This window comes from Umboniibacter marinipuniceus (assembly GCF_003688415.1).
Taxonomy (GTDB): Bacteria; Pseudomonadota; Gammaproteobacteria; order Pseudomonadales; family DSM-25080; genus Umboniibacter; species Umboniibacter marinipuniceus.
Window position 1 is genome coordinate 559,596 of record NZ_REFJ01000001.1, and the last position, 13,575, is coordinate 573,170.

Consider the following 13,575-nt stretch of genomic DNA (forward strand, 5'->3'; position numbering starts at 1 on the left):
GGCACGATGACTCCATTCATATTCGCCATTAATTAGCACGAGTCCCTAGGGCGAATTTGGTCTATTCTTAATCACTTTGGCACCTGTGGTTTATACTAGTGCTCAACCCCAGATCCATGACAAGCAAAGGTTTCCTATGTTACTTTTGATGGGTAACTAACCCCACAAAAAGGTCACCTATGAACATAATAAATGCGAAGCTTCAGCGTCTAATGGCGTTGTCAGCTGCGGCACTCGTTCTCTCTGCTTGCTCCGATGGCCCCGCGCCAGCCCCAGATTTGGATGAAGAATCTATTGCGGCATTAACTGAAGACGCGGAAGTTTTTGAAGGCTTTTTCACGGCTTACCGCGATCCGGAGTCCGGCTCAGTTCACCTATTAATTAATGAAGATCAGCTGTCGGAAGAGTTTATCTATACCGCGCAAACCGCGAATGGCGTTGTTGAAGCTGGTCAGTTTACTGGCGCTTACGTAGGGAACAGTGTTCTCACCGCAGAACGTTACTACAACCGTATCGAGTTCGTGGCCCAGAACACCTCCTTTTACTTTGATCCAGATAACGCACTGTCTCGTGCTGCCGATGCGAACATCTCAAATGCTATCTTGGCGGTAGCTGAGATTGTTGCCGAAGACGAAGAAACGGGCGATATTCTGGTCAATATTGATGGTTTGTTGTTAAGCGAAAGTCTTCAGCAAGTCAGTGACTCAGACAACCCGGTAACCGGTGGTTTAGACGGTGATAAGTCTAAGGTGCTAGCTATCCGCAGCTATCCTGATAACACTGATTTTGAAGTTGAGTATGTGTATTCTGGCGGCGAGCCTAGCTGGAGCGAAGATATTACTGATTCGCGCGCTATTTCTATCCGCATGTTACACAGCTTCGTAGCAATGCCAGATAATGATTTTACGCCTCGATTCGCAGATTCACGTGTTGGTACCTTTGATACGCAGGTAACGGATCTGACTTCAACGTCATCTACTCCTTACCGTGATCTTGTCCATCGCTGGAACTTGGTCAAACAGGATCCAAGCGCTGAGCTTTCCGATCCTGTTGAGCCTATTGTTTGGTGGATTGAAAACACCACTCCTGTTGAGTGGCGTGAACTTATCATGTCGGCTGGCTTAGAGTGGAACAAAGCGTTTGAAAAGGCAGGCTTCTCTAACGCTGTAGAAATCAAAATTCAGCCAGATGACGCAGATTGGGATGCGGGCGATATCCGCTACAACGTATTGCGCTGGACTTCATCGCCTACTCCTCCATTCGGCGGCTACGGCCCGAGCTTTGTGAACCCACGTACGGGTCAGATTATCGGTGCCGATATTATGCTAGAGGCTTCATTCCTCAACCGTCGTCGTATTATCTCACGTTGGTTAGCCGAGGGAATGAACTCGCCAGAAGATCTTAGCAAGCAGTTAGACCATCTTGCTGGTCACACTTGCTCGCTTGGCAATCACATGCAGTCGGCGAATCTTAGCGCGTTTGCGTTCGCTGATTTCGCTGCGGCCGAGGGTATGACCGCTGCAGAAATGACTGAGCAAATTGTTCACGATTCTATGCACTACTTGATTCTTCATGAAATGGGCCACACCTTGGGTATGAACCACAACATGAAGGCAACTCAGTATCTATCTCCTGAGGAGTCTTTTGACCTTGAGGTGGTTAACGAAAAGGGTCTGGCCGCGTCGGTCATGGACTATCCATCCGTTAACTTTGCTCCACGCGGCTCAGAGCAGACTCGTTTCTACGCGGTTACACCGGGTCCTTACGACGCCTGGTTCATCAAGTTCTCCTACTCACCAGAGCTAAATGACCCAGCGGCGATGGCAGCGCACCTCGCTAAGTCCACTGCTGATGATTTAATCTTCGGTAATGATGCCGATGATATGCGCGCTCCGGGTTGGGGTATTGATCCGCGCGTTAACATTTATGACATGTCAAATGACGCGGTAAAATACTCCGAACTGCGCATGGGGCTGGTTCGTGATGTGCTAGACAACATGTCGCCTGCTGATGTTGAGAATGGTCAGAGCTATGACGATCTTGTTGTAGCCATCGAGGCCATGATGGGCGAATGGCGTTCGGCTGGTAACGTGACTTCACGTTATGTGGGTGGTGTTTACGTGGACCGAGCGTTGCGCGGTCAAGAAGGCGCCACACAACCTTATGAGCCGGTCGCTGAGGCGCGTCAGCGTGAAGCGATGGCTTTACTCGCTAAGTATCACTTCGCACCGGACGCGATGGAAATGAACCCTGAAGTGATTGCTCACGCTCAGCGTATGCGTCGTGGCTTCAATAACTTTGGTGCCCCGGAAGATCCTAAACTGCATGGGGCAATCCTAGCAGGTCAAAGTGGTTTGCTGGATCATTTGCTACACCCTGCTGTGCTTCAGCGTCTGGTTGATACCACGCTTTATGGTAACACCTTCACCGTTGATGAAATGATGGATGAATTGAACAGTGCCATCTTCTCAGAGGACAAGTCAGGGAATATCAACACGACGCGTCAAAACCTTCAGGTTGAGTACGTAAATCGTTTGGTTGAAATTGCTAAAAATGAAGAGGGTGCTTTCCCTACTCAGGCGGTATCAATGGCCGTTCTTCAGTTACATGAACTAAAAGAACATTTTGCTAAGAATCGCAGTGTTAATCGTTCTACCAAAGCGCACTCAATTAATTTGGTTAGTTTGATTGAGCGAGGTCTTCACGCTTAAAGCGCGAGACGTTTGAATCAAAACGGCGCCCATGAGGCGCCGTTTTTTTATATGATGATTACGATGAATTCACATGACTTCGGCCACTCGATCAAGCAGTGTATAAAATTCATCAAGCTCTTCTGCTTTGGCAAACTCCAGTTGATATTTATTGTGGAAGAAGACAGTGAGTTTGGCGTGATGGCTGTTTAAGTACATGGTGTAGCCGTCGAAGTCAGTGCTTGCCGACAGCCCCATAAAATGACGAACATCACCCTCTTTGTCGCCATGATCCATAACATGATTGAACACTCGCAGTGCTTTCATGACGTCCAGCTTAGGGTCATGATTTAGTTGTGAAAGAGACATATCGAGTTCCCTCGTTGGTGAGTAGTGTGTTGGACATCAGTCTTAGCCATCTTCAAAGCGGATAGAGCTAATCTCTTGCCAGCTTGGCCTTATTTAAGTGTAGAATCATCTACCATGAATGTAACACTTTACTCTACTAAGAGTTGCCCGCACTGCACGGCTGTAAAAAAGTGGTTTCGCGGTCATGGCATCCGCTACACCGAACTGCGTGTTGATCAGAATAGCCGCGCGGCAAAGACTTTAGCCCGTAAGGGGCTTCGTGGTGTCCCGCAAGTTGAGGTAGGTGGTACTTTTGTACTTCCATTGACCTATCCAAAACTCACTAAGGCCTGTGGAATAAAGTAGTACGACCGTTGGGATATCGTAGCACGACCGCTGGGATACCGTCGCAGGGCGTTGCGGGCGAGTTGCCAATCGCAGAACTCGGTCCTCCTCAATCAACAAAAGCACGAATACTCTCAGCTAAACTTCTAGGGCTACTACGCTTAGATCCGGCAGGCTGGATCAATATTCTCACTCATCTTCTCCGTCAGTCACACCACAATTCTTCGCGCGGTTCCCCGTCTTGGTTAACCAATTCACAGCCCGCAGCCCACAGCCCACCGTACACTGCACGTTCCGCGAATTATCGGTGTCCTAATTATCACAATCTGATTTTCGGGCGAGTAGGAAGTGTCCGACCCCAGTGTCCGCGGACACATTTGCCTGTCCGCGGACACTGCTGGGTGGTTGCCTATCTGCTGAAGGCCAATGATTCTGGGTGTTTCTAAAGTTGGCACAGGTATTGCTTTGTTGAAAACATCGTAGGAGATTTTTCATGATAAAGAATACTGCAGAACAAGATCTAATCATTGAAGCGAAGAAGTGGCATCAGCGCGCTGGTGTGCGCTGGGGCGTCATTGGACTGCTTGCTGTAATCGTTCTCAACGGCTTTGTTTGGAGTAATGACGCGGCTGAGCAATCGGTTGATCGCGACCAGCTTCTTATCGCTACGGTTAGCCAGGGGCTGTTTGAGCGTGATATCGCCGCCACCGGCCGAATGATTGCGTCTGATGCGCCCACACTCTTCGCTACCGAAGAGGGGCAAATTGAATTGCTGGTTGATGCGGCAAGAAGCTATTTTGCGCAGGGCAAGCGAATTGAGGGGGCGCTGGTTGAGGACGTCCTTAACAGTGCTCCAACTGCCTTTGCCGACGCAGACAAGACGATGACAAAGGGGCTATTTTCGGTCACAGCGGAAGAGGATGGCGAACGGATCAGTCAGAGCTGGCACATTGATAAGGCGGTGGTTCGTATTCATACTGAAGAGACCACGATGCTAAGCTTCAAGCATATGTCCGAGGAACTCAATAGGCAGGAAGTCTCCGTTTGGAAAAAGGTCATTCGAGTAATTAGTCATGAAATTAACAATTCTCTGGGGCCTATCATGTCAATGGTACATTCGGGGAAGATGATTACCCAAACCAGCAACGATAGCCGACTCACTAGAGTGTTTACGACGCTTGGAGATCGCGCCGATCATTTGAATCAATTCGTTCTGGGCTATGCCAAATTCGCACGTTTGCCTTCGCCCAGAAAACCAATCATCAGTGGCAGCCCTTTTTGCAGCGATTACAGGCTTTGCAGCACTTCGATTTGGAGTGTGAGGACGCGAGCTTAGAGAGCGCATTTGATGCCTCTCAGCTTGAACAGGCGATTATCAACTTGGTCACTAACGCCCGTGAGGCCTCGTCTGCTGAGGATCCCGTTACAGTTAGTGTGTTGCGCAAACGAGGAGGGGTAGAAATCAATGTGCTTGATAGCGGCAAGGGCATGTCGGATGATGTGCTAGCGCAAGCTTTCATTCCCTTCTATTCCACTAAACAGCGTGGCTCAGGAATTGGCTTAACGTTAGTTCGAGAGATTGTCGAAGCCCATCACGGTGTGCTCAATCTTTGCAACCGGGAAGAGGGCGGTTTACGGGTCTCAATCTGGCTACCTAAGTAGCTTGCGAAGAAAGTGTTGTCTTCGGATCAATAATGGCTAATTTGCTGTTGAGTAATATCGCGTTAGGGATTAAATGATGTACCCCTTCAACATTCAGCGTGATGTAACGTAAGTTGATATTGATCACCTCACCCCTTACGCCTGATAGCTCAATCACATTACCGAGTTCGATGGTTTTATAAACTACCAGCATCATCCCCGATACTAAATTTGAAATAGCGTCCTTCAACGCTAAGCCCACCGCAAAGCCCGTTAAACCCAAGCCAGCGACTAACGCTGAAATATCGAATCCGAGCTCAGAGAGCGCCAGTACCAAACCGATGAATATCAAAATAGTCTGTTGCGAGTTAGCAAGTAACCTGAAAACTTCGCTGGTGGACGCATCGCTGTGCCGCCCTAAACGATTAAATATCGCTCTGAAGATCAGACTCAAAACAATAAATGCAGCAAAGATAACGGCTGCGGAAATCCAAGCATTCATACAATCACCAGTAGCGGGAGTAAAAATTGCCCCAGCTGCCAAACGTAGCTAAACACCGGTACGCCGAGGACACTCAAAATAATAAGACCTAAGAATAACATTGATCCATAACGTGCATTGAACAGCACATAGGGCTTACGTAATCCCGAAGGCAGTAGATACGGAGCAATATAATGTCCGTCCAAAGGGCCGAGGGGAATAAGGTTAAAGATCATCAAAATGAGGTTAATGGTAGCAAGGTAAATGAAGAAATACTGCGGCCCCTCCCCCTGAGCCCAGGCCCATTCCCCCTGAATGGCTAGCATAAAGACATTTACAGTGATGAAGGCGATGAGTAAGTTCATCAACGGTCCGGCCGCTGCAATCCAGAGTTGCGCCCATCCAGAGGTATAGTTGCGGGGGTTGGTGGGAACTGGTTTCGCATAGCCAAAGCCCAAAATAACAACCATCAGCAGCCCAAGTGGATCAATGTGAGCAACGGGGTTGAGGGTCAATCTCCCCTGCTTTTGTGCCGTATCGTCACCGTAAAATTTAGCCATGGCGGCATGCCCAAACTCATGGAAAGTGAGTGAGACCACTAGCGCCACAACAATCAACAGAAAAATACTGTAGTGCCCCTCAAGAATAAGCTGATACATACTGCGGTGGGTTCCTATGGCTAACAGTTGCGATGGTGCAAGCTCAGCTTGCGAATTGGTGACTAAATTCTGGCGAAACTTGTTTTGTTAGCCGCCAAGACAATTACCAGTAGTATGGTGTCCAGAAGCAGGCTGAGAACTGATATCGGAATCTGCATCAGCAGAAGCGGTGCTTCCGTTTGGGCGAAGATGGCTATTCGAAAAATTTCCCACAGCATTGATAATGTCAAAGCCGTATAAAATATTGGTAACGAAATTTCGTTGGCCATTAGCAGGATGATACCGGCAATACAGTAGAGCAATGCAATGGCCAGGCTCATGATACCAATACTAAAAGCCCAGTCTTCGAACCATTCGGGGACATCAAAAAGGTGCACAACAAAAACCATAATCTCATCAACATCTACGGTTGTTTGCTCGCCATCAACGGTAATATCAATTTCAGCACTTCCATCTGCTGCACTCTCTTGAGCCATCTCTTCGACGTGCATCACCACTTCCTGCTGCATATCGAGGAAGCGGGGGACGGCGATTTCCTGGGCCGCACCTAATAGCGAAAATAAGCCAAAAATAAGGGTCAAAATTCCCACGAGCGTGACCCAAGTTGGGCGGTGTTGATGTGTCATTTAGCTATCCCTGTTCAAATGATAGTTTCAAGCTTACCACCACAAGAGCGTGCAATCTATCTTGGTTAACACGCTACTCCGCCAAGTCATCGGTGTTGGAGCATGAGCTGTTTACGTTATGTTGGCGTTGAAGAATTAACTCTCCAACTCTGATGATCTCACGCTGCTCAACGTCGGACTCAATCTCACTGACCTCTAGGAGTTTGATGAGACGCTCTTCAGTCATGGCGCAGGTCTTCTCTAAAGGCTCAACAATATAGTCTCCTTTATCGGTGGGTATCATTAACACGATCTCAGTCCAGTTATAACCGGATTCATTGGCAGCGAGAAAGCGTTCCGGATTGTCAGGTGTCGATGCCACCTTCGCTACAAATAATCGCATTGCCGAGGGTTGAAAGTGAGCATTCAACGCAGTGACGAGGTTGGTAGGTAGTTCCGGGAGCCCTCCCAACAGAACGATGCGCTCAGAGACTAGCAGATTATTTTCGCCATTTAACTGTAGCAACTCATCTCGAGTCAGCTGAGGGTTGTTCGACAGCACCGTATCAATTGTTTGGTCGCCAACTCGGCCAAGATGGCGGTGGATGTATTTCCAGTCAGTGTTTTTAAGTTGGTCACTCGGGGCCGCGCGACTGAGCTGGCTTTCAAGCGCAAGGGCTCGAGGGTTAATGAGCGGAGAGTTTACCGTAACGAGTACGCTGCAGAGTATCCAGGCCATAGGCACATTGACCCTACCAAGATGTTGTGTCCAGGTTACGCGATAGCGACTAATTAACAGGCCATAGCCAAGGCTGAATAAGAGTAAAAATAGTGTAGTAATTACCCCCCAAAAGCGGGCGATCGTCCAGCCGTGCTGGTCAATTCTTAACCACATTCCATAGGCGCCAAGTAGGCTAAGAATTGGCAGCGAAAGTAACATGATAGCGAGCAGTTTTCGGAGCCAGCTTGGGTAAATTGGAGCGCTATCTCCTTGGAACACCGCGTTGCAAAAAAACAGGAGTAGTGCGTTCATCCACAGCACGAGAGAAGTGCCAAAGCCGTTCCCCCAAAGGGATGACATCCCGGTGAAGGGGAGTGATAAGAGGAACATAGCCGACACGGCAGCGAGTAGCGGTAACAAGTATTGCAATAGCACACGAAAGAAGCGGGTAAGTGTATCAATTAGGGTGTCGATTTGTCTGAAGATTAGGATGCCCGAGGCCAGAGAAACTGTGGTTACTGGTAACGCGAACCAGTCTTTGTAAAAGAGTTTTTCGAAGAAGTCGATGCCAATTATATTGAAGATGCCCGCCCACAAAGCGAGCACCAGCCATAAAACGCCTGTGAACAATAGGCTTCCAGCTCCTAGGAAGGCGTGGCGCCATGAAAATTTCAAGAGCATAGAATAATCATTCGTGCCGTTCAGCCACCGTGTGCGACAGAACACTGAAACCTTAAAGCTAAGGAGGAAGATACAGATGATGTAGATGATGAGGATAGAATCTACCGGGAACGCCTTGTAAGGACCCATTTCATAGCCTGTGTAGGCGCCAAGCAAACCAAAAACCAGGCCGGAGAATCCAATGGGCTTAATACTTCTACGCCAATTGTGGCTATCTAGCAGTAAATAGCTTAGCAACGGGATGGTGAGCACCATTGTCCAAAGCGCTACATGGAGGCTAGGAATCGTCACCAGCCAACTCTCAGCCTCTATGGATCGCTTCAACGCGAGTACAGCTAAGCCTTGGATTATTGCGATAACTGAGAGAATTTTTGCCGTTGATGCCATGATCAAATCCTGTTTATTTTCAGTGTACTGCTCTTTCAGGGAGGGGTACATCAAGATCTTAAAGTATCAGAATTCGCCATAAATCATCATGGCGTGTGGGAGTGGCGAAGGTACTTGGGAATACAGCGCAATGGTTGGGCGAGCGCTAGGATGGGTGACAGAGCTTGATAGTCTTTCCCCGCTCGCTAACTATTTACCCATCGCTAACTATTTACCCATCGCTAACTATTTACCCATCGCTAACTATTTACCCATCGCTAACTATCTACCCATCGCTAACTATCCACCCATCGCTAACTATCCACCCATCGCTAACTATCCACCCATCGCTAATATTGCCTACACTAACCAATATTGCTAGGGAATTACCGCAGCAGCTCTTTAACTCTTCGCCTTGAGCCCTTATGTTTCAATGACAAATATTCAAAGGACCATCATTATGAGCAACAATTATACCCCTCCAAAAGTGTGGCAGTGGGACGCTGAGAATGGCGGCAAGTTTGCCAGCATTAATCGGCCTATTTCGGGAGCCACTCACCACGCCGAGCTACCCCAGGGGAATAACCCTTTTCAGTTGTACTCGCTCGCTACGCCAAATGGCGTGAAGGTCACAGTGCTTTTTGAGGAATTATTGGAAGCGGGCTTCAAGGATGCCGAATACGATGCTTACACCGTAAACATCATGGAAGGCGAACAATTTGGCTCAGACTTTGTAGCAATTAATCCTAACTCGAAAATCCCGGCGTTGATTGACAAAAGCGGCGATGAGCCATTCCGTATTTTTGAATCAGGGGCCATGATGATTCACCTGGCAGAGAAGTTCTCCGCTTTTATTCCTACTCACCCGGAACAGCGCGCTCAGTGTTTGAGCTGGCTAATGTGGCAGATGGGAAGCGCCCCGTTCTTAGGCGGCGGGTTTGGTCATTTTTATGCCTATGCCCCAGAGAAATTTCAGTACCCCATTGACCGCTACACGTTAGAGGTTAAGCGTCAGCTAGACGTACTAGATAAACAGCTAGCGGCCAACCAGTTTCTATGCGGAGATGAGTACACCATTGCCGATATGGCCATTTGGCCTTGGTATGGTGTGCTAGTTCAAGGTGGTTTGTATAGCGCCGCAGAATTTTTAAGCGTTCATGAGTACAAGCATGTTAAACGCTGGGCAGATGAGATCGCCGCGCGTCCTGCGGTTCAACGCGGCACGCGGGTTAACAGAGCGTGGGGTGATGAAGCAACGCGCGTACTGGAAAGACATAGCTCAGCAGACTTTCGCTGAGACATCGTAAGCGTTAGCAACACCATAGGCTAAGGATGAGAGTGGTGATGTCAGTACTGTCCGGTACGGCCCTTTGTAAGCCATTGGCTATAGTTTCATTTGAATCTAATGGGTTATGCTAATTTAACAGTGTGGTAAGGATTCCGCATTGCTAAGAGGGGCAAGGATCGCTCCGCTCTTTTTTTAGTTTGTCCCAAGTTTCATTCATACTCCTTGCGTCAATCAGTTTCTGGTTGGCGCTTTTTTATGTCAGCTGGGCTATCACACGGCCTAATCCAGCGTTATGCTAATGGTTCACTAAAAGTTGTTGGTCATATGGGATGCACCGGTAGGTGAATCATCAACTCTTCAATCAAAGGAGTGGACATGAAGCTCAGATTTAATATCTCAATCCTCGCCCTATGCATAGTAATGAGTGGTCAAGTATCAGCTGGGGCTATTGAGGAGTTTGGCCGGTACTATGAAATCGATCTTGCTCAGCCAATTGCTGAAGAGGTGAACTTTCGGGTAGCTTTTGATGTGGCGGATAGCGCGGAAACGGGTAGTTTCTCACCGTATATTAATTCTGCCGCAAGAATGAATAATATGCTGCTGGGGCATGGCGTTAGCGAAGATCGTATTCAGCTTGCGGTCGTCATTCATGGTTCGGCTACCTACGATGTTCAACGTAACACTGTTTATCAACAGCGCACAGGTGAAGCGAATGGTTCGGCGCCGTTAATTTTGGCGCTTATCGAACAGGGTGTTCGTGTCATTGTTTGTGGGCAATCTGCTACTCACTTAGGTGTGACTCAGGAGCAACTTATCCCCGGTGTGGAGATGGCACTGTCGGCCATGGCCGCTCACGCTCAGCTCCAGCAGGATGGTTACACGCTAAACCCTTTTTAATTGAAAATTGAGGTTCAATAGATATGTATAACATGGCTAAATGTTTCATCGCTTTGGTATGGCTTAGCGTAGCGAGTGGAGTGAATGCTTCGGTAGAGAGTGACGTTGAAGCTCGCTTGAATTGGTTTTTGAATGGTGTGAATGATGTAGAGGTACACAACGAGTTTTGGGCAGACGAGCTAATTTACACGAGTTCATCAGGTACTCGTTTCGGTAAGGCTACCATTATTGATGGAATGCGTGACAGCAACGCCGCGTCGGACGAAAGCACGGTGTGGTATGGTGCTGAGAATGTGACTGTTAGAAGCTTTGGCGATGCTGTGGTATTGACCTTCGAACTCACGCTATATGACTCGAAGGCGTCTCAAACACCGTCCCAGCGATACTTCAATACCGGAGTGTTGATCAAGCAAGACGGTAATTGGCACGCTACGGCATGGCAGGCAACCAAGGCGGCCGAATAGCAGTGCATATCCGCATTATTCCTAATGCTACCCAAGTTAATTTATCGCTACTTTAGTCCTTAGACTGTAGATGTTGATGACAGTCATCAGAAATAATTCGAGGTAACGATGAAACGCACAGCTTTGTTCCTAGCCACCAACTTAGCAGTAATACTATTACTGAGCTTGGTGTTGAATATTATCTACGCAACCACAGATCTTCAGCCAGGTAGCTTATCTGGCCTACTGATTTTGGCGGCAGTCTTCGGTTTTGGCGGGGCGTTCATTTCGCTCTTGATGTCGAAGTCAATGGCGCTGCGCTCGGTTCGCGGGCAGGTAATCAAAGCGCCGCGCAATGATACTGAACGCTGGCTGCTCGGCACGGTTGAACGTCAAGCAAAACAGGCTGGCATTGGCATGCCAACGGTAGCCATTTACGACGCGCCTGATATCAACGCCTTCGCGACTGGCGCTAAGCGTGATGATTCTCTGGTTGCCGTGTCCACCGGTTTGCTGCGTGCCATGACCCAAGATGAAGCCGAAGCAGTACTTGCCCACGAAGTCAGTCATATTGCCAATGGCGATATGGTCACCATGACACTCATGCAAGGTGTGGTGAACACATTCGTGATGTTCCTAGCTAGAATTGTCGCGAATATCGTGGCTTCAAACGGCAACGGGCAGCAAGGAGGCACCAATTGGCTCGTTTACTTCGGGGTTACCATGGTGCTTGAGTTAGTACTTGGCTTCTTCGCCAGTTTTCTCACCATGTGGTACAGCCGCCACCGTGAATTCCATGCGGATGCAGGCGCGGCCTCGTTGGTGGGTAAGGATAAGATGGTTGCAGCGCTGCAGCGTTTAAAGACCAGTCAAGAGTCTCAACTCGACAGCACATTAATGGCCTTTGGGATTAATGGTAAGAAAACGTTGACGGAACTACTGATGAGCCATCCGCCATTAGATAAGCGCATAGCGGCATTGAATGCTGGCGCTTACCGCGCTTAGTTTACGCTATTTAGTCTCTGCAAGGGCGAGCGGTTAAGCTCGCTCTTTTTGTTGCTGGCTGGTAACACACCTTCCTGGCGCTAGTCTTGCTTCGACAGCAGCGCTTTTCGGCGCTTTATCCAATCGCTCTGCTGTTTTAGCAGCCATTTGGTTGCTGTCCAAACACTCAAATCTTTATCCGCTTCACCGTTCTCACCAATAGCGGCTATTTGACGGTAGTACCAATACTGAACGGCAAAGCTGGCGATGGCTCGGATCGTTGTTATACGCTCAAGAAATTTGAGCCACTGAGGCAGTAGCGAGAGCGATTGCTCAAAACGATCCAATTCCTCTCTGCCCGCTAAAAGTTGTTTAGGTGAGTCGGCGACCACACAGAGTGGGCGACCTAAACCAATGATATCGGCGCTACCGTCCTCTAAAGCGGCTTCCATCACGGCGCGTTTTCTGAAACCTCCGGTTACCATAAGGGGGATAGTGACCTCAGATTGCATGGCTTTTGCAAAGTCGACGAAGTAGGCCTCTCGGGCCTTAGTAGATGTAGCCACGGCCTGTGGAGCTTCATCTTCAATACCTTGTATGCCAAGCAGTTTGGGTTGTTCGTAAGTACCGCCAGAGATTTCTACTAGATCGACGCCTGCGGCCTCTAGCCATTTTAGTACCACGAGGCTATCTTCAAAGTTGAACCCGCCGCGCTGAAAATCCGCGCTATTGAGTTTAACTGAAACCGGTATGTTTGGGCCGATTGCCGCTCGCGTAGCCGAAACAACCTCCAAAAGAAAGCGCGCACGATTCTCTAGTGAACCGCCGTATTGATCTTTCCTAAGATTACTGCGTGGGCTGAGGAACTGTGAAATGAGATAGCCGTGTGCCGCGTGAATTTGTACCCCGGTGAAGCCAGCATCCACTACAACCTTTGCAGCATGGGCATAACCTTGTATGGCCGATTGAATGGTTTCGATGCTCATGGGTTCAGGCAGGCCGAATTGTCCGCCAGGAACCCCGAGTTTTACCGCCGAAGGTGCTTTCGGTTTAGGGTTGATGTTTCGTTGTGTTTGCCTACCTGCGTGGCTAATTTGTGCCCAGAAGTGATTGCCGTTTACGGTTGCCGCCGCGGCCCACTGTGCCAGAGAACGTTTTAATTCCTCTGATGGAGGGCCTTCAATGATCACATTTCCAGGGCGCTCTAAATGTTGACTGTCAATTTGAATATTGCCGGATAACAGCAATCCAGAGCCGCCTTCGGACCAAACGCGGTAGAGGTTGGTTAGTGCCTCAGTAGGGCGGCCTAGGGGGTCTGCGAGCCCTTCTGTCATGGCCGCCTTAGCAATCCGATTCGGTAAAGTTGCTCCACAGGGCAGTTGAAGTTCTTCGGCGAGTAGTGAGTTCATGGTCTGAGATCCTGTTT

The 13,575-nt window shown here is 48.8% G+C and carries 15 protein-coding genes; 9 read left to right on the forward strand and 6 right to left on the reverse strand.

Features of this window, described 5'->3' with window-relative positions; translation table 11 throughout:
• The first annotated feature begins 179 nt into the window (after positions 1-179).
• Positions 180-2,711, forward strand: coding sequence for a zinc-dependent metalloprotease (locus DFR27_RS02575; protein ID WP_121875887.1), 2,532 nt, complete (start codon positions 180-182; stop codon positions 2,709-2,711).
• Positions 2,712-2,780: 69 nt separating this feature from the next.
• On the opposite strand, the gene DFR27_RS02580 is transcribed toward DFR27_RS02575, so the two are convergent.
• Positions 2,781-3,059 carry a DUF3081 family protein gene (locus DFR27_RS02580; RefSeq protein WP_121875888.1) on the reverse strand — a complete coding sequence of 93 codons (279 nt, stop codon included), beginning with the start codon at positions 3,057-3,059 and terminating at the stop codon, positions 2,781-2,783.
• Positions 3,060-3,173: 114 nt separating this feature from the next.
• On the opposite strand from DFR27_RS02580, the gene DFR27_RS02585 reads away from it, so the two are divergent.
• From DFR27_RS02585 to DFR27_RS02595, 3 genes are all read left to right on the forward strand, one after another.
• Entirely contained in the window at positions 3,174-3,404 is a 231-nt protein-coding gene (locus DFR27_RS02585) for a glutaredoxin family protein (protein ID WP_147434502.1), read from the forward strand.
• Positions 3,405-3,876: 472 nt separating this feature from the next.
• Positions 3,877-4,719, forward strand: coding sequence for a hypothetical protein (locus DFR27_RS12560; protein ID WP_170150754.1), 843 nt, complete (start codon positions 3,877-3,879; stop codon positions 4,717-4,719).
• Positions 4,680-5,045 carry a sensor histidine kinase gene (locus DFR27_RS02595; RefSeq protein WP_170150755.1) on the forward strand — a complete coding sequence of 122 codons (366 nt, stop codon included), beginning with the start codon at positions 4,680-4,682 and terminating at the stop codon, positions 5,043-5,045. Before DFR27_RS12560 ends, DFR27_RS02595 begins: the two co-directional genes overlap by 40 nt.
• Here the strand turns inward: DFR27_RS02595 and DFR27_RS02600 are convergent.
• The 4 genes from DFR27_RS02600 to DFR27_RS02615 form a co-directional block, all read right to left on the reverse strand.
• Positions 5,038-5,526 carry a mechanosensitive ion channel family protein gene (locus DFR27_RS02600; protein WP_121875892.1) on the reverse strand — a complete coding sequence of 163 codons (489 nt, stop codon included), beginning with the start codon at positions 5,524-5,526 and terminating at the stop codon, positions 5,038-5,040. The two genes, DFR27_RS02595 and DFR27_RS02600, sit on opposite strands and share 8 nt — an antisense overlap.
• Positions 5,523-6,164 (reverse strand): site-2 protease family protein, encoded by a 642-nt coding sequence (locus tag DFR27_RS02605; protein ID WP_121875893.1) that lies wholly within the window; start codon positions 6,162-6,164, stop codon positions 5,523-5,525. The genes DFR27_RS02600 and DFR27_RS02605 overlap by 4 nt, the downstream gene beginning before the upstream one ends.
• A gap of 62 nt (positions 6,165-6,226) precedes the next feature.
• Positions 6,227-6,790 carry a hypothetical protein gene (locus DFR27_RS02610; RefSeq protein WP_121875894.1) on the reverse strand — a complete coding sequence of 188 codons (564 nt, stop codon included), beginning with the start codon at positions 6,788-6,790 and terminating at the stop codon, positions 6,227-6,229.
• Between the two features lie 73 nt (positions 6,791-6,863).
• On the reverse strand, positions 6,864-8,609 hold the full coding sequence (locus DFR27_RS02615) for a DUF4153 domain-containing protein (protein ID WP_121875895.1): 1,746 nt from the start codon (positions 8,607-8,609) through the stop codon (positions 6,864-6,866).
• A 37-nt stretch (positions 8,610-8,646) separates the two neighbouring features.
• On the opposite strand from DFR27_RS02615, the gene DFR27_RS02620 reads away from it, so the two are divergent.
• From DFR27_RS02620 to htpX, 5 genes are all read left to right on the forward strand, one after another.
• A complete protein-coding gene (locus tag DFR27_RS02620; RefSeq protein ID WP_147434503.1) occupies positions 8,647-8,919 on the forward strand; it encodes a hypothetical protein in 273 nt (90 codons plus the stop codon).
• 78 nt (positions 8,920-8,997) lie between these two features.
• On the forward strand, positions 8,998-9,834 hold the full coding sequence (yghU, locus tag DFR27_RS02625) for a glutathione-dependent disulfide-bond oxidoreductase (protein WP_121875897.1): 837 nt from the start codon (positions 8,998-9,000) through the stop codon (positions 9,832-9,834).
• Between the two features lie 366 nt (positions 9,835-10,200).
• Entirely contained in the window at positions 10,201-10,722 is a 522-nt protein-coding gene (locus DFR27_RS02630) for a DsrE family protein (protein ID WP_211327538.1), read from the forward strand.
• 32 nt (positions 10,723-10,754) lie between these two features.
• Positions 10,755-11,186 carry a nuclear transport factor 2 family protein gene (locus tag DFR27_RS02635; protein ID WP_170150756.1) on the forward strand — a complete coding sequence of 144 codons (432 nt, stop codon included), beginning with the start codon at positions 10,755-10,757 and terminating at the stop codon, positions 11,184-11,186.
• A gap of 108 nt (positions 11,187-11,294) precedes the next feature.
• Positions 11,295-12,170: a protease HtpX gene (gene htpX, locus DFR27_RS02640; RefSeq protein ID WP_121875899.1), complete on the forward strand. Its 876-nt coding sequence runs from the start codon at positions 11,295-11,297 to the stop codon at positions 12,168-12,170.
• Positions 12,171-12,250: 80 nt separating this feature from the next.
• Here htpX and DFR27_RS02645 read toward each other — a convergent pair whose 3' ends face one another.
• On the reverse strand, positions 12,251-13,558 hold the full coding sequence (locus DFR27_RS02645; protein WP_121875900.1) for an NADH:flavin oxidoreductase/NADH oxidase family protein: 1,308 nt from the start codon (positions 13,556-13,558) through the stop codon (positions 12,251-12,253).
• Between the last annotated feature and the right edge of the window lie 17 nt (positions 13,559-13,575).